The organism is Microcoleus sp. FACHB-1515 (assembly GCF_014696105.1).
Classification (GTDB): Bacteria; Cyanobacteriota; Cyanobacteriia; order Elainellales; family Elainellaceae; genus JAAUTJ01.
On record NZ_JACJPO010000025.1, the window covers coordinates 1 to 16,220 of the forward strand.

A 16,220-nucleotide genomic window follows, 5' to 3' on the forward strand; every position below is an offset into this window, starting at 1 on the left:
AAGATTTGGGTCGGTCAAGTTTCTGTTTCAATTAGTCACACATTGTCAAACCTTTGCTTTTGCCAAAGCATTTATGTACGGCTACTGTTCATCTCCTATTTAGGATTGCTGTATATTAAGTTGCAGGTTTCTATCAGGTCAACATTGACTCCAGTTGTGGATAATCGCAGCACTAGATTGAGTTATGATATAGGATTTCTCCTACCAGGCTTATGCGAACAGATTTTTATTATTTCCCCAGACATTGCTTCGGTTGAAGCGCAGCAGGCAGACTCAATAAAAATCGGCTCAGAGGTCGAGTTTTGAAATTTTTAGAGGCAGCAGAAACAGATTTTGTTGGGTTTATTCCAGCCTCAGATCTCAACTATATTCCACAAGCTTCGTTTTCAACGATTCATGTTCGTCCTTTCCTTGCACCTTGGGTACCGCAAGTAGATCCATCGAGGGAAACAGCTATGATTGCTTCCATTAAAACCACTGCTTGGGTTGCCTCAATCGAACTTGCCCGCTGTGCCCTTAAGCAACTGTCGAGCAATCGTTGGAACCTGTTAGCGATCGCAGAAGTCTTAGAGCAAGAAAACATCGCATTTTATTGGGCAACACTACCCGCAAATCAAAATGCTGCTCTAACTGATTCCACTTTAAATTTAACTGTTCTTGCAGTAGTTCCTCACTACCGCTGTGAAGCATGGCTGCGTCGATGTTTGCGATCGCTCGTGGATCAAACACATCAACCAGATGGAATTGTTGTAATCGATGATGCCTCAGAGCATCCGCCTGTCGAGATTGTAGCGGAATTTCCAACAGCAACATTACTTGGCAGCGATCGCAATGTTGGGCCTTACCGACTGGTTCAGCAGGTCATCGAAAGCACCAACTACTGGGCTTATTTATTTCAAGATGCAGATGACTGGTCTAGTTGCGATCGCGTGGAGAAATTGATTCAAGCTGCGGTAACAACAGGGGCAGAACTGATTGGAACTCAAGAAATTCGCGTGTTTGAATCATCTGCAATTAAATCGGTCTATTATCCTTTAGATGTGAATCTGGCACTATCAAGAAAACTAGGATTTGCCCTGTTGCATCCAACTAGTCTGGTGGTTCGCGACTTGGTTATGCGACTCGGTGGCTTTGCAACAGGATTGCGCTTTAGTGGCGATACTGAATTTCTGCTGCAAGCAGTCTTAGTTGCCAAAGTGATGAATGTCGCTGACTTCTGCTATTTTCGCCGACATCGCTCTGGATCTTTAACCACTGATCCTGTAACAGGTTTAACTTCCCGTGCACGACGAAAATTAGAGCTTCAGATTAGGCAGCAGGCGATCGCTCACCGCAGAGCTTTGCAAATCGGACGGTCACCTAACCTGAAATCAAACAAGCCGAACCGATTCACCTTCACCATCTCACAGGCCCTCAATTGCGATAGCGTAAATCTTCTGCATATGGCGAGATTTGAGGATAGATTGATTAAAACGCTGGTTAGACAGCGCAGATAATGACGGCTCCAAAGCTAGTTTGTTAACAGGGGCTTGAATGGCTGAGGTGACCTCTACACATTTGTCAGCCAAAACTCAAACTCATCGAAGTCAGGAGCGATCGCCAACATCACTTCCTCACTTCTCGACCGCTACCCCTCTCTATCCAGAAGCAGAGCTTTTAACGTTGCAGCAGATGGTTGGCAATCATGCTGTTAACCATTTGTTGCAGTTTCGCCCTTCTCCTGCTGGTCTACCCTCAATCGTGCAAGATACTCAGTCGGCTGATAACCAATAATCTTATGGTGAATCAATGGGAGCCTGGTAACAATCAATCGCTCGATGACTTACTCGAAACGCTAGGGCGACTCGATCGATTACTAGAGCGATCGATCGCCGTGGCGCAAACGGTTTATGGGGCAGAAGCAGCTATCGATCGCTATCGAGGGCTGCACATCAGCCAGAGCGAAGTGGAGCGGTTATTGGGACAAGAACCCGGTGTGCCGATTTTATATTGCCCTGACGCGGATGCCTCCGAGTCGATCGACCCTTCCCCTAGTTCTCTCTCTCGATTTGCTTGGCTCCAACAGGTTTATCAGCTTTCGCCATTTGAGATGGATGTGCTGGCGATCGCTCTAGCTCCCGAACTCGATTTGCGCTACGAGCGGCTCTATGCCTATCTGCAAGACAACGTGACTCGCAAGCGTCCCACCGTTGATTTGGCGCTGAATCTCCTATGTCCTTCTGTCAAAGCAAAGCTGCAACAGCGTCAGGTGTTTGCCCCAGATGCTCCGTTGCTCAGACAGGGGCTTCTGCATCTGATTGCCGATCAGCCCAATGCCCCCTTACTGTCACACAGCCTGCGGCTCGATGAGCAGATTGTGCGCCTGCTGCTAAGTCAAAATTCACTGGATGCACGGCTAGAGCGCTACTGCGATCGCAGTTTTCCAACCCTTCGCTTAGAGTCACTCCCCCTCAAGCCAGACGTGCAGCAGGCGCTTTGGGCACTCCTGCATCAAGCCGATCGCCAACCTCTGCAACTGTATTTTCAGGGGGTTCAAGGCAGCGGCAGGCAGATGGTAGCCGAAGCGATCGCCACTGAGCTGGACGTTCCGCTGCTGAGTGCCAATTTAGCAGTGATCTTGGCCGATGCAGAGGTGGAAGAAATCCTGAAACTGCTGTTTCGCGAAGCTTGGTTCGCCAATGCGGTGCTGTATCTCGACATCGAAGCGCTGCCGCAATCTCATCAGTCGCAGTTGCTTAAGGAACTGCAAAACGCGCCAGGTATCACGATTCTGGCAGGAAGCCAGCCCTGGAATTTGACCGGACAAGATCCGATCGCCTTGATCACTGTGCCCATTCCCCGACCGGATTTTGAGCAGCGACGTGACTGCTGGGAAGCGGCACTAGCAGCAGCAGGGATTGCGATCGATCCACTTAGCCTTGCAGCACTAGCCGATCGCTTTCAACTATTGCCGTGCCAGATTACTCAGGCGGTGGCGACAGCTTGCAATCAGGTGCGCTGGCAGGCAGCAGCCCGATCGCTTGAGGCCACGTCGCCCACCTTAGCTGATTTGTTTGCAGCGGCTCGCGCTCAGTCAGGCCAGGAGTTGAACGAATTGGCAGCTAAAATTCAGCCGCTCTACACCTGGCGCGATCTGGTGCTGCCCGAAGACGCGATCGCCCAACTGCAAGAAATCTGCCAGCGCGTCGCTCATCGCCATCAGGTGTTAGGAGAATGGGGGTTCGATCGCAAACTGTCGATTGGCAAAGGCATCAACGCGCTGTTCGCCGGAGCGTCAGGCACGGGGAAGACAATGGCGGCTGAAGTGATTGCCAGCGAGATAGGGCTTGACCTCTACAAAATTGATTTGTCGAGCGTGGTTAGCAAATACATCGGTGAAACCGAGAAGAACCTGGAGCGGATTTTTCGGGCGGCAGAAACCGCCAACGCGATTTTGTTTTTTGATGAGGCGGATGCACTGTTTGGCAAGCGATCGGAAGTGCGCGATTCTCACGATCGCTACGCCAACCTGGAAATCAGCTATCTGCTGCAAAAGATGGAGCAGTACCAGGGCATCGCAATTTTAGCGACGAACCTGCGCGGCAACCTTGATGAAGCGTTTGTGCGCCGATTGGCCTTCACCATTCAGTTTCCTTCGCCAGATGCAGACAGCCGCAGGCAAATCTGGGCGAGCATTTTGCCTGCTGCCGTGCCGATTGCTGCCGATGTTGATTTAGATTTCCTGGCCGATCAATTCAATCTCAGCGGTGGCAATATAAAAAATATCGCTTTGGCAGCGGCATATTTGGCAGCCGCCGATCGCAGTCCCATGACAATGACGCATCTGCGGCAGGCAATGCGACGGGAATATCAAAAACTAGGCAAAATGCTGTCCGATCGGGAACTGAGTGGCGAGCAGGGTGAATCGCAATAGACGGCTAACAAGCCCAAAGCCAAGGAGGATCACATGGCTGAGGCGGCAAGTAAGGGACCTAGAGGCGTTCAAAGTGTTGTCTTGGGCGCGTCTTTCAACCTCTAACACAGCTTAAATGCTTGATTACACGGATGGAGAGGGGAGTATGGCAAAATTGGCGGCGCGATCGCTCAAAAGCAGCCCAAAGCAAACGCAAGGACAGTTCAACACGCCTCGATCGACTCCAACGGTTCAGGCTGCTGATTCAGTTTTGGCGCTTCAGCAGGCGATTGGCAATCGAGCCGTGAGTGAGCAGTTGCAGGCAAATCAGGTAAACCAATCTGTAGCGATCGATCCCGTTCTGAACGACGTGGGAAAACCGCTTGATCTCACTACACGCGCCGCAATGGAGTCGCGTTTTGGGCAAGATCTAAGCCAGGTTCGCGTTCATACCAGCTCGCAGGCGGCAACCTCGGCGCAAGCACTCCATGCCCAGGCTTACACGGTTGGGCAGCACATCGTATTTGGAGCAGGACAATACGCGCCAGAATCGTCAGCAGGAAAGCGATTGCTCGCGCATGAATTGACCCACACCCTGCAACAGCGATCGCCCGCCTCGGTCAATCAGTCTGCCACTAGCGAACAGGAAGCCGATCGGGCTGCGGATGCCGTGATGTCAGGCAGCGCGATCGCTGTGCAAACCGCCACTCCGATCGGGATTGCTCGCCAGCCTGCTTCCGGCGGCTTTGATCTGACTGAAACCGCCTCCCCGATGATGGCACGGGCGATCGGCTCGGTCACGATCGACAATTTTGCGCTGGGGAAAGCTGACATTCCACCCGGTCGTGACGCAGAACTTCGTAAAACGGCACGGCAGATCGTCACGCTGCTGAAGCGCTATCCGCGATCGACGATTCGCGTCACGGGGCATACGGACATGGTAGGTACACCCGAACGGAATGAAACGTTGGGTAGCGATCGGGCGAATGCGGTGAAAGCAGTTCTCGTCAGTGAAGGTGTGCCAGAGGAGAAGATTCAAGCCCAAAGCAAAGGTGAAACGGCTCCGGCAGTGTCTACGAAAGACGAAAAGCCTGAACCGTGCAATCGCCGCGTTGAGGTGCAGTTTGACCCAGCACAGTCGATGCTGCCCTCGATGGTTCCCGACTTGACGCTGAAGCCCAAGCCGCCCGCTCCCCCTCCGTTTGATCCATTCCAGAAGCAGCCGATCGATATCTCCCCCAAACTGCCGATTCCAGGCGATCGTAAGCCCGGACCCTGGCGCGATCCGCAGCAACCCCTGCCGCCCTGGTTCTGGAAGCCCAACCCCTTCCCAGAAATTAAAGGCACAGAACCGAAAACGCCGCTCGATGTATTTTACGAAACTCTTGTTGATCCAGTGCTCAAACCGCTTGTGAGTCCGCTGCCCAAAGAGGTACAAAAATTCCTGATAGATAGAGCGCACGATGCGATCGAAGCGGGATTAAAAGACCGATTTGAGTCGGCGGTTGGCGGACTCAATCTAGATGACAAAACAAAAGAAGTGCTGAAGCAGTCGGTAGAAACGCTGATTAAGTCAAAACCCGGACAGACCACCGATCGCAAGTCAGAGACCGAAGGCAGTCCCTATCGCAAAGATCCCCCACCCTCAAGAGTGGACGAACTTGAAGAACAAGGAAAAGCGATCGATTCTCTGCTGAAAGACAAAGACAAGAAAAAGTGATTTTACAACGATCGATTGAACGGCAAAGGTGGCGAACATGAGTTCATCTAAAGTATCTCAAAGAAAGGAATCGGCGCAATCGTCCCTGCAAAAATTACCAGCCACACAACATGAAACGGTATCTTCCCAGCCGTATGACTCTATTTTGGCAATGCAGCAAGCGGTGGGTAATCAAGCGGTAAACCAGCAGTTGCAGGGCGATCGCTCGACAGTGGAGGCAGATGTAACTGCGCCATTCATCCAGGCAGGAATGCGATCGCCCGGTCACCCTTTAGATACTGCAACCCGCGCTTTAATGGAGTCGCGCTTTGGTCAAGACTTCAGCCAGGTAAGAATTCATACGGATGCTCAGGTGGCAGAGTCAGTACAACAGGCTAACGCACTTGCCTATACAATGCATCAAAATATTGTATTTGCACCTGGACAGTATGCACCAGAAACCGAAGCGGGAAGAAGGCTGCTAGTTCATGAGTTGACTCATGTAGTGCAGCAAAGTCAATCGAGCAGCAGCTTACCTGGTGATACCCATGAGCAAGAGGCTGAGATTGCCGCGGGGCGATCGCCATCCGCTGAAATTTCTGTTTCTCATTTTAGCGCTGCTGGTGTTCCCCAATTGGCTGGAGATCCAGCCAAAGCAGGTCAAAAACCCCGACTTATCTTTCTAGATACTAATGTCGTTTTAGACATCGAAGCGGGTAACACTCAAGCAGAGACTCGACTTGCAGAACTTAGAAAAGAAGGCGCAATCTTTAAACTGCCTCAACAGGTCTATAACGAACTAGTTGTGCAGGCAGCCGATCCAAAATCAAGAGAAGCGACGCTAAAGACGCTAGAAAGGTTGGGGCTTAACCTCGGCGAAACAGGATTTTTTGCTGAGCGGGTTGATGTGTATGACCGAAACATTCGAGATATTTCACCTGAGGGAGGGGGTAGCATTCGGACATTTCAAGCAAATAAGAAGGAATTACCTCAGCCAAGAGCCATCTTATCCGAGCCGGATTTGCTGTTAGAGCGCAGGAAAGGCACTCGAAATGATGTCTTGGTTGCGGCTCAGGTGAAGGCAGCGGGTGGAGAACTGTGGACATTCGATCGAGATTACTTAGCCAGTAACAAGCAGGGAGTCACCGGAGCAAAACCTGAAGTTACCGATCCAAAAAGGGGATTGGGGGTCAAAATTGCCCCTGAGAGCTGGCAAATTCCTATGGTGAGAACTTCGGGAGGTAGCGGTGGCGGAGGAAAAGGCAGTAGTCAGCCCAAAGCAAGTCCAGCAGCGGGTGCGAGTTCACTACCTGCTCCAGCACCAACTATGCCGCCTCCAACTGCACTACCAAAAGCACCCCCCGTAGCCCCTTTAACACCTCCTTCCTTGGGTGACGCTCCTTTGCCGCAGGGTGGAACTGGCAGTGCTAGCCTTGCAGCCCCGAAGGGCGATCGCCCTGCCGCACCTCGCGCGCCTCAACTGCCTATTCCTAGTCCTGGCGCATCTACCCCTGTAAAACCAGAGTTACCTGGCAGCACTACTAAATCTCCGCTGAGGCTGGGTCCCGGTCCGGAAGGTGGAATTTCTGCGGGCAAATCTTCCAGCAGCACGGGTAGATTAACGGCAACGGTTGGCACACCTACACCGGCACCAAAAGGGTTGGATTCTCCGCCGAAGGGTGCAAAACCTCAAGCAATTGAGTTTGGTCCTTCGGCGAGGGGTGATGCAATGGCTCAGGGGATTGTGTTTGGGCTGGAACTCTTGAGAAACGGACTCAACCGGCTTGCGGCTGAAAATCAGATGACTGCTGCCCAAAGTGCGATCGCCGTCGAGAAACCGAAAATTTATCAAACTCTGTTTGATAATCCTGGAATGGGGATGCTAATTCAAGTGCATTTTGTGCAAAGTCAAGATAATCCTGTTCCAATGTTCAAGGGCATCACAAGCGTTATGGCAGCGAGCCGCGAAGAAGCCAGCAAAATTCCGACGATTCGGCAGGGTTATGAATCGGGTTCAACCGAAAGCAGTATGATTCTCTGGTATCCGCCGGTTCGCAAAAAACCAGCTTCAAAAACCGCTGAGCAGGCAGACAAGCCGAGCGAAAAAGCACCGCCGCTCATCGTTCACACAGTTGAAGAATTTATCAAGGCACTGCCTGATCCATTCAAATATCAGCAGGTTTACGATGCCCTGAAGCAGACCCAGCCAACGTTCCCAGGCTACACGATCAGCATTGGTGGCGTTAACCTATTGCTGCCCGTCGATATTCATACAACAGCGCTGGCGTTCTATGAAAAGAAAATTCAAGAGGATTTGACGGCGAATCTTAACGCGCTCACAGAGGCAATTCGGGTGAATGAAAGTCGCCTCCAGAAGAACTTAAAAGAAGGAGCAATCTCAAAGTGGTGGCATGGCAAGATTGACCTCGATCCACATATGTTTGACTATCCTAAGGCTCATGCCGCTTCGGCAAAAATTGGCATCGAAAGAAAAGCATTTCGCGACGTGCGGGCATCTCTGAAGGCAGGATGGGATTTAGTTGAAATCGCGCACAAGGAGCTTCACAAATTCGAGACAGGCGTTGATTTAGACATGTAAGCAATACGCTAAATGTTGTGGAGTCGATCGTCTGCAACGGATAAATTATTAGGTCGTGCTCTCTTAAAAATCAGCCGATTTTCGGGCTGTTCCGTCATTGATTGTGAAGATTTATGTGAATTTAACTAGAGTAAAACTGAGTAGTTTTGGGGTAAAAATAAACAAAGAAAGCTTTATGTATGTTTGTTACTTAAGATATGAATTTTTAGATCAAATAAGAGCTTTCCCCTACAAAAAGGAGTAGAAATTAAATGCGAGAGTCACTTCTTGCATTTAGCTATTCTTAGCTGATTAGTCAGTTGCGATCGCATAGACCGTTCTGCTCGCTCCAAGTTCGTCTACCGCAAGTTCGCTCAACCTGAAAATCTAATTTCTCAAATACCAAAACACGGTTTTCGCTGACCCTTCTACGGCAGGACTTGAAGATGATTCATCGTCTTGATGCACTGCTGCGCCGACTTTTCATCCAGGCACAAATTCCCAATTTAACGACAGAAACTCAAATTCGTTTTCAGCCTCCCGATGGGCAGTGGCGCAGTGCTGTTGGGAATATTGGCTCGATCGCGCTGAACGTTTACCTCGTGGATCTCCGCGAGAATCGCAAACTGCGATCGAACGAGTCGGTGCGATCGATCAACAATGGTGTGGTGAGTGACGATCCGGCTCCAGCACGGCTCGACTGTCACTATTTAATCACGGCTTGGAGCGCGGCAGAGCCAGCTTTGGAGCCAGCTTTGGATGAGCATGAGTTGCTCTATCAGGTTGCTGCGGTGCTGATGCACAATCCGACGCTGAATCCATCGCGCATTCTGGCAGGTTCATCGCTGCTGAACGGGTGGACACCGCCATTTCGAGATATCGATCTGCCGGTCACCGTCTTGCCTGCTGAGGGCTTTCCGAAGCTGTCTGAGTTTTGGCACAGCATGGGGCAGGGAGCCGTTTGGAAACCAGCCGTTTATGCGATCGTGACGCTGCCGATCGCCCTTTTGCGCGTGGTGGCAGGCCCGATGGTGACAACGCTGATCACCGACTATCGCTACACCGATGCAGCGGTGACGGCAGAGCGTTGGGTGCAAATTGGCGGCTTTGTGCTGGATGCTACGGTCGATCCGCCTGTGCCGCTGGCAAGTGCTTGGGTGCAGCTTGAATCATCCGGTGGCGATCCGCTGCAAACCACGATTAGCGATGAGTTAGGACGATTTTCGTTTGAGCAGCTTCAGCCTGGAAGCTACCAGTTGCGGTGGCGATCGATCGATCGGGCGGAACCTGTGCCGCGTTTGGTGCAGGTTCCGTCTCCCAGCGGCGAGTATGATTTGCGGTTTGAGTAGCCGCTTTCGCAGGCAATTTCGAGACCAGACGATTGGATTCACCTGTCAAGGAGTCACACGATGGCAGTCCAGGTTTCCTATCCCGGTGTTTACATTGATGAGTTCGCGCCCGGAGCGCCGATTCAAGGCGTGGGTACGAGTACAGCGGCGTTCATTGGCCCTGCTGCCAGCGGCGAACTCGACACGCCCACAAAAATCACCAGTTGGGATCAGTTTCGGCAGGTGTTTGGCGCACTGCCGCTGCCGGGATTTTTCTTGTGGTATGCGGTGCGGGGCTTTTTTGAGAATGGCGGGCAGGTCTGCTATGTGGTGCGGGCGAGCAATGGCAAGAACGCTAGCCTCTTGCTCGAAGATGACGCCGATCACGACATTGTGAAAGTGCGATCGCGCCAGCCTGGAAATCCCTCAACCCCAATTCAAGTCGCGCTGAGTCGATCGCACCTGCTGCCTGCGGCCAGCGCCAGCCTTTATCGTCCGACCGCAAATTATACGGCGGCAGCAGGCCGTGAAATCACGCTGGATACAGCGGCGAATGCGGCTCAATTTCGCCCTGGAGATTTTATTACGCTCAACGATGTCGGGGAACGAGTGCAGATCGCCCGTATTAGCGGCAACAAAATCCGGCTGGCTGACAATCTTACCCAAACTTACCCGGCCAATGGAACCGTTCGCATCGCGAATGCTCCGGTCGGAACGCAAACGATTCGCATCACCTCCACTGCGCCAATTGCTTCAGGGGCACTCGTGGCGGGGACGGTGCTGACCATTACCCAGGGGACGCTTTCGAGTACGCGAGTTGTTGAAACTGTGCAAGCGGAAATCAATGGCTCGACGACGACCTATCGCGTTACTTTCCGGCAAGGACTGAGCATTCCTCTCAGCTTTGCCCAAGACGCAACCGTGCAGTCTCAGGAATTTAACCTGGAGGTGACGCAAGGAGCCAGTGTCACCTACCCGAATCTTTCGATCGATTCTGCCCATCCGCGCTACTTTTTGAAGGTGGTAAATGAAGCAGGCGGACTCGTGCAGCTAGAACGGATCGAGCCGTTTCCTCGCGTTGATTTTCCGGCTGGACTGCTAAAGAATTTGACCGCGACATCGCTTGCAGGTGGCGAAAATGAGAACCTGGCAACGATCGACGATCAAGACTACATTGACGCCCTCGAAACGCTCAGGGAAATCGATGATGTGAACCTGATTGCGATTCCCGATCGCACAACGGCTCCTGTGCAGCAGGCGGTGATTACTCACTGCGAACAAATGGGCGATCGCTTTGCCGTCCTAGACGCTAGCACTGCCGATCTCAAACTGTTTGGTGCAGGCAGCGTGGAAGCACAGCGGCGCGGACTCGATTCGACTCGCGGCTATTCGGCGCTTTACTATCCCTGGCTGCGCGTGCCGCCTACCGGACGGGGCGATCCGGTATTAGTACCGCCTTCGGGTCATGTGTGCGGCATCATTGCTCGCAGCGATACACTTCGCGGCGTTCACAAGGCACCTGCGAATGAAATTGTGAATGGGGCGATCGGCGTGGGGCGATCGATGAGCAACATCGATCAGGGACAGCTCAATCTTCAGGGCATTAATGTAATTCGCATCTTTCAAAACGGAGGTCGACCCGTACTGTTTGGGGCACGTACAACCGCCACCGATTTGAACTGGCAGTATGTCAATATTCGGCGGCTGTTTCTATTTGTCGAAGAGTCGATTCAAGAAGGCATTCGCTGGGCTGTCTTTGAGCCAAATAATCTTCAGCTTTGGGAGAAGGTGAAGCGCACGATTACTGAATTTCTAACACGGGTTTGGCGTGATGGCGCACTGTTTGGCGCCACTGCAAAGGAAGCCTTTTATGTCCGTATTGATGAAACGCTCAATCCATTTTCAGAACAGGCATTAGGCCGTCTCAACATTGAAATTGGACTGCGTCCGACCTATCCGGCTGAATTTATCATCGTGCGAATTGGCATCTGGCAGGGCGACGCCCAAGTGACTGAAGGTTAATTTGTAGATTGCTTTGATGGAGGTGAAACGATGCCAACTGGTGTGATTCCTGACCCGTATGGTAATTACAATTTCCTAGTTGAAATTGACGGCATTACCCGCGCTGCCTTTCAAGAATGCAGCGGATTTGATTCCACAATCGACGTAATCGAACATCGCGAAGGCGGTGAAAATACCACGCCCCGCAAGCTTCCCGGTATGACCAAGTTCAGCAATATTCAACTGAAGTGGGGCATGACGGACGATCGCGAACTTTACGACTGGCATCGTCGCGTGATTGAGGGCGACATTGAGCGCAAAAACGGATCGATTATTTTGCTCAATCGCAAACGCGAAGAAAAGGCGCGTTGGAATTTCGTGCGGGCTTGGCCGACGAAGTGGGATGGTCCCAATCTGACGGCAGAAGGTAACGATGTGGCGATCGAAATGATTGAACTGGCGCATGAAGGCTTTGCTCGCGCCTGATGGTGAACTGTGAGGGAGCGATCGATGTTTCAGACCGAGTACGAGTTTATCTTGCCCTGTGGTTATCTCGACGCGGAAGGTACGCTGCATCGAGAAGGGATTATGCGCCGCGCCACTGCTGCTGATGAAATTTTGCCGCTCAAAGATCCGCGAGTGGTGAAAAATCCTGCCTACCTGATTGTGATTTTGCTGTCGCGAGTTGTGACGCGCTTAGGAGGAGTGAGTCCGATTACGCCGAAGACGATCGAAGACCTGTATGCAACCGATTTGGCCTACCTGCAAATGCTCTACAACGACATCAATCGACTCGACAGTAATCAGGTTGCAGTCACTTGTCCGCAGTGTCAGCACGAGTTTGAGACGGAGCTTAGCCGCGTGGGGGGGTAGCGGGCTACCCTCTGGCGCAGTTGTACCGGGAGGTAGCCTTTGTCGCCTATCACTTTCACTGGCCGCACGATCAGGTGATGCAGCTAGAGCATGACGATCGCCGCCGCTGGGTGGCCGAAATTTCAGACATCAATCACCGCATGAATGGAGAATCGACATGAGGCAGGGCAAACCACACAGTCATTTGAGCGAGATGCGCGTCACGGCAAGCGTGCCTTTGCGTCCGCTGCGATCGCTGGTCACTGTGCCTGCTGGCCGCTTTGCCGAACAATTGCAGCAGCGCTATCAGCATCAATCGATCGCAGCTCATGCAGAGATGGAACTGCGGCGATCGCCTCCAGCCCTCAGCTTCAGTTCTCACCATCACCACCCGCAACTTAATTTTGCGCCTCAACTGCAACTGACCGTCTTGCATTCACCCACTCTGGCAGCAGCACAGGCCGCAGCAACAGTGGCAGAATCCTTGACGCGATCGAGCCACACCGTTTTGCAGCAGCAAAGCCAACTGCGATCGCGACAATTCCAGCGCATTGAGCAGACCGAACTGCTGGTGCAGCAGCTTCAGCGCGATCGCACCGAAGCCGTTTTGCAGCAAGAACTCGTGCAGCGAATGGTCGATCGCACAACGCGAACGGAAACGGTGACAGTTTCGCGGGCGATGGCTGGGATGGAAATGGGATCAGATACTTTGACAGCGATCGCTCAATCTCGCCCAGCGTCACAAGTGCCACTCACTATGGAGCTTGTTGCTGCTCAGCCTGTCCCGCAAGTGGTGCGAGTAGCGCAGTCGGCTGAATCGATCGCGCCTGAAGGCAGGCGATCGACTCCGCTTTCCGCATCTCCGGCAGCATCCGGATTGGTTCCGCCTGTTGTGCCATCGATCGATGTTAATCGCCTGACCGATCAGGTGATGCAGACGATCGATCGGCGCTTGCTGGCATATCGCGAGCGGCGGGGGAAGTAGCACATGGCGTTAGAAAAAGCGCGATTAACCAATACCGACACGGGCGAAGATTTTGAAGTGATTTTTAACCCGGAAGAATACACCGTTAATAAAGACAATAATTTCGCACAAATTGCCGTACCGGGATTGCGATCGCCGCTGCTTCAGTTTGTTCACGGCAATCTGAAAACGCTGGAAATGGAACTGCTCGTCGATACCTACGAGGCACATCGAACCGGAAATAAGCCCGTGAATCAGGCGCATCAAGACGTGCGTGACATGACTCGCAAAATTACGCACCTACTTGACATCAACCCTCAAACCCACGCGCCGCCAGTTCTGCTGTTTGTCTGGGGATCGCTGACGTTTCGCTGTGTATTGGCGCGAGTGAGCGAAAAATTCATTATGTTTTTGCCGACGGGCATTCCTGTTCGCGCTCGGCTTCAGGTGACGTTCAACGAGTTCACGAACGCCGAATTTGAAGCGAAAGAGGTCAAGCGCGAAACTGCCGACTACAGCCAGTTCTACCTTGTTGGGCAGGGCGAGACCTTGAGCAGCATTGCGGCGCGGGTGTATGAAAACGCAACTTTGTGGCGACCAATCGCCCTGCAAAACCAAATCGACGATCCGCACGAGTTGGCGATCGGGCGGCGGCTGCTGATTCCGCAATTGCCGTTTCGCGATTCCGATACGGGGGAGGTGATGCAGTAGTATGTCAATTCATCCGCGCTATGCGCCTGACTTCAAAATTCGCATTAACGACCAGGAAATTCCGGCTGCACTGCGGGCGGCAATTACGAGCGTCAGCTATGAAGACGGAATGCAGGCTGCCGATCGCGTCGAGGTCGGCCTGGCGAATATCAATCTGCGCTGGCTGCAAAGTCACATTCGCGGGTTGGGATTTCAGCCGTTTCCCAGTCGCGTCAATCTGCCTGTGGCGGGCACGATCGTCGCGGCCACAGAAGGATCGTTTGATATCGACAATAAGCTGAGTTTGGCGATCGGCTATGCGCCAAACCCGCTCGAAGAAATGTTTCGCGGTGAACTGACCGGGGTTGAAGCCAGCTTCCCCAATGGCGGTGTGCCGACGATGACGCTGGTGGCGCATGACTACCTGAATCGCCTGTCGCGAGGCAGCTATGCGCGAGGATTTGGCTTTATTCCCGATGCGCTGATTGCGGCAATCTTGAGCGCCGAGAATTTGCTGCTTCCCACAATCGATCCCGCAATAATCGCGGGATCAACAGCGCTTGCCGTACTCAATGTCATCTTCAAAAGCGGTGGACGCAAGCAAACCAGCAGCGATCTAGCACTGCTCGAAGAAATCGCCAAAACTTACGATGCAGATTTTTGGGTCGAGGGCGATGTGCTGTATCTATCGCGCTTTATGAAGGAATACACGCCGCGCTTAACTTTGGTTTGGGGGCAAAACCTGCTGGATTTTTCGCCGCGTGTCAGCACGATCGGTCAGGTGGCGGGCGTGGCAGCCAAATTTACCCTGCGCGAGATTCCGCTCGATTTTCTCGTGACGGTGTTTTGGGATTTTGATCGCGAGAGTTTAGGTATTTCGATCGTTCCCGGTGACGCCGCCTTCAGCAAAACGATCGTCGGGGCAGTGAAAACGATCATCAACAAAACGATCGCCAGTCCTGCTGACATCACAACGAGCGCCTTGGAAATTACCCATGAATTGCGTAGCAAGATTAACAATCGGCTGACCGGACGCGGATCAGCGATCGGTGATCCGCGCATTCGGGCAGGAGCCGTGATTCGCCTAGAAGGGCTGGGGCCTGATTTTAGCGGCGACTATCGCGTCAATAGCGCCACGCATTCGATCGACACGAGCGGCTATCGCACCACCTTTACGGTCAGCAAGGAGATTTTGCCATGACAGAGATGTTTAGCTGGGTGTCGGATTCGATCGAGGAAGTTGCCGACAAGATTCAGGGCAAATTCTACGGCGTCGTGGTTGGTAGGGTGATCAATCTGCTCGACCCGATGACGCTGGGGCGCGTACAGGTGCAGTTGCCCTTCATCGACAGCCTGGATCTGAGTCCTTGGGCGCGAGTGGCAACGCCGATGGCCGGATTGGGGCACGGCATCTACTGCATTCCCAATATTGGTGATGAAGTTCTGGTTGCGTTTGAGCATGGTGATGTCGGTTCGCCCTATGTCATCGGCAGTTTGTGGAACGCGCTGTCTCCGCCGCCGCTGCCGACTCCGATTCCGCAAATTCGCACGATTCGCACCTTAGTGGGCAACCAGATTGTCTTTAGCGAAGTGCCGCCGACAATCACGCTGCAAACGGCTCCCACGCCCCCCGTTACCATTCCACTGCCGCCGTCTCCCGTCGGACCGCATCAAACCGTGATCATGTCGCCTGCGGGTGTTCAGATTGTGGCAACGTCGGTGCAAATCGTGGCGGGAAGCAACGTGATTAACATGACGCCCGACGGCATTACGATCGCCAGCGCCTCAAACTTGACGCTTGCTGCAACTGGAGCCGTTAGCATCACCGGAAGTGCCGTTTCAATCACCGGAGGTGCGGCCGTGAATATTACTGGAGCACTGGTAACGATTAACTAAATTCGATCGCATCTTCATTTACCTGAGAACCTCCTATGCCTTCTGCTGCTCGCATCACTGACCCAACCGGACATCCTGGCATCATCACAGGTCCCGGCGTTCCCAACGTGCTAATTGGCAAATTGCCTGCTGCTGTCGTCGGAGATTTACACACCTGCTCAATGCCGCCGCCTGCTGGCCCCCATCCACCAACGCCCTTTCTCAAAGGTAGCTTGACCGTGTTGATCGGTGGACGACCCGCCTTGCGGATGGGCGATCTATCTGGCTGTGGTGCGCCGATTCTGGCGGGAGCCGTCAACGTTTTGATTGGAGGCTGAGCA

Annotated in this window: 15 protein-coding genes; all 15 read left to right on the top strand. The window is 52.8% G+C overall.

Annotated features, from left to right (window positions below; all coding sequences use genetic code 11):
- Positions 1–306 (top strand): hypothetical protein (locus H6F67_RS27505; RefSeq protein WP_206753901.1); only part of this gene is annotated, 306 nt, incomplete at its 5' end.
- Entirely contained in the window at positions 303–1,496 is a 1,194-nt protein-coding gene (locus H6F67_RS08765; protein WP_190765405.1) for a glycosyltransferase family A protein, read from the top strand. The genes H6F67_RS27505 and H6F67_RS08765, both read left to right, overlap by 4 nt.
- 281 nt (positions 1,497–1,777) lie before the next feature.
- Positions 1,778–3,913: an AAA family ATPase gene (locus H6F67_RS08770; RefSeq protein ID WP_190765407.1), complete on the top strand. Its 2,136-nt coding sequence runs from the start codon at positions 1,778–1,780 to the stop codon at positions 3,911–3,913.
- A 145-nt stretch (positions 3,914–4,058) separates the two neighbouring features.
- Complete coding sequence (locus tag H6F67_RS08775) at positions 4,059–5,612, top strand: DUF4157 domain-containing protein (RefSeq protein ID WP_190765409.1); 1,554 nt, start codon at positions 4,059–4,061, stop codon at positions 5,610–5,612.
- 37 nt (positions 5,613–5,649) lie between these two features.
- Positions 5,650–8,190: a DUF4157 domain-containing protein gene (locus tag H6F67_RS08780; protein ID WP_190765411.1), complete on the top strand. Its 2,541-nt coding sequence runs from the start codon at positions 5,650–5,652 to the stop codon at positions 8,188–8,190.
- 425 nt (positions 8,191–8,615) lie between these two features.
- The gene (locus H6F67_RS08785) at positions 8,616–9,518 is read left to right on the top strand and encodes a Pvc16 family protein (protein ID WP_190765413.1); all 903 of its coding nucleotides are present in this window, start codon (positions 8,616–8,618) and stop codon (positions 9,516–9,518) included.
- Between the two features lie 60 nt (positions 9,519–9,578).
- Positions 9,579–11,519 carry a phage tail sheath subtilisin-like domain-containing protein gene (locus H6F67_RS08790; RefSeq protein ID WP_190765414.1) on the top strand — a complete coding sequence of 647 codons (1,941 nt, stop codon included), beginning with the start codon at positions 9,579–9,581 and terminating at the stop codon, positions 11,517–11,519.
- 30 nt (positions 11,520–11,549) lie between these two features.
- A complete protein-coding gene (locus H6F67_RS08795) occupies positions 11,550–11,984 on the top strand; it encodes a phage tail protein (protein WP_190765416.1) in 435 nt (144 codons plus the stop codon).
- A 24-nt stretch (positions 11,985–12,008) separates the two neighbouring features.
- On the top strand, positions 12,009–12,371 hold the full coding sequence (locus H6F67_RS08800; protein WP_190765418.1) for a phage tail assembly protein: 363 nt from the start codon (positions 12,009–12,011) through the stop codon (positions 12,369–12,371).
- Between the two features lie 20 nt (positions 12,372–12,391).
- Positions 12,392–12,532, top strand: a complete 141-nt coding sequence (locus H6F67_RS08805) for a DUF6760 family protein (protein ID WP_190765421.1) — start codon at positions 12,392–12,394, stop codon at positions 12,530–12,532.
- Positions 12,529–13,335, top strand: a complete 807-nt coding sequence (locus tag H6F67_RS08810) for a hypothetical protein (RefSeq protein ID WP_190765423.1) — start codon at positions 12,529–12,531, stop codon at positions 13,333–13,335. The genes H6F67_RS08805 and H6F67_RS08810 overlap by 4 nt, the downstream gene beginning before the upstream one ends.
- Positions 13,336–13,338: 3 nt before the next feature.
- Complete coding sequence (locus H6F67_RS08815; protein ID WP_190765425.1) at positions 13,339–14,025, top strand: LysM peptidoglycan-binding domain-containing protein; 687 nt, start codon at positions 13,339–13,341, stop codon at positions 14,023–14,025.
- 1 nt (position 14,026) lies between these two features.
- Positions 14,027–15,205, top strand: coding sequence for a phage late control D family protein (locus tag H6F67_RS08820; protein ID WP_190765427.1), 1,179 nt, complete (start codon positions 14,027–14,029; stop codon positions 15,203–15,205).
- Positions 15,202–15,900: a phage baseplate assembly protein V gene (locus H6F67_RS08825; RefSeq protein WP_190765428.1), complete on the top strand. Its 699-nt coding sequence runs from the start codon at positions 15,202–15,204 to the stop codon at positions 15,898–15,900. The genes H6F67_RS08820 and H6F67_RS08825 overlap by 4 nt, the downstream gene beginning before the upstream one ends.
- Positions 15,901–15,935: 35 nt before the next feature.
- The gene (locus tag H6F67_RS08830; protein WP_190765430.1) at positions 15,936–16,217 is read left to right on the top strand and encodes a PAAR domain-containing protein; all 282 of its coding nucleotides are present in this window, start codon (positions 15,936–15,938) and stop codon (positions 16,215–16,217) included.
- The last annotated feature ends 3 nt before the right edge of the window (positions 16,218–16,220 follow it).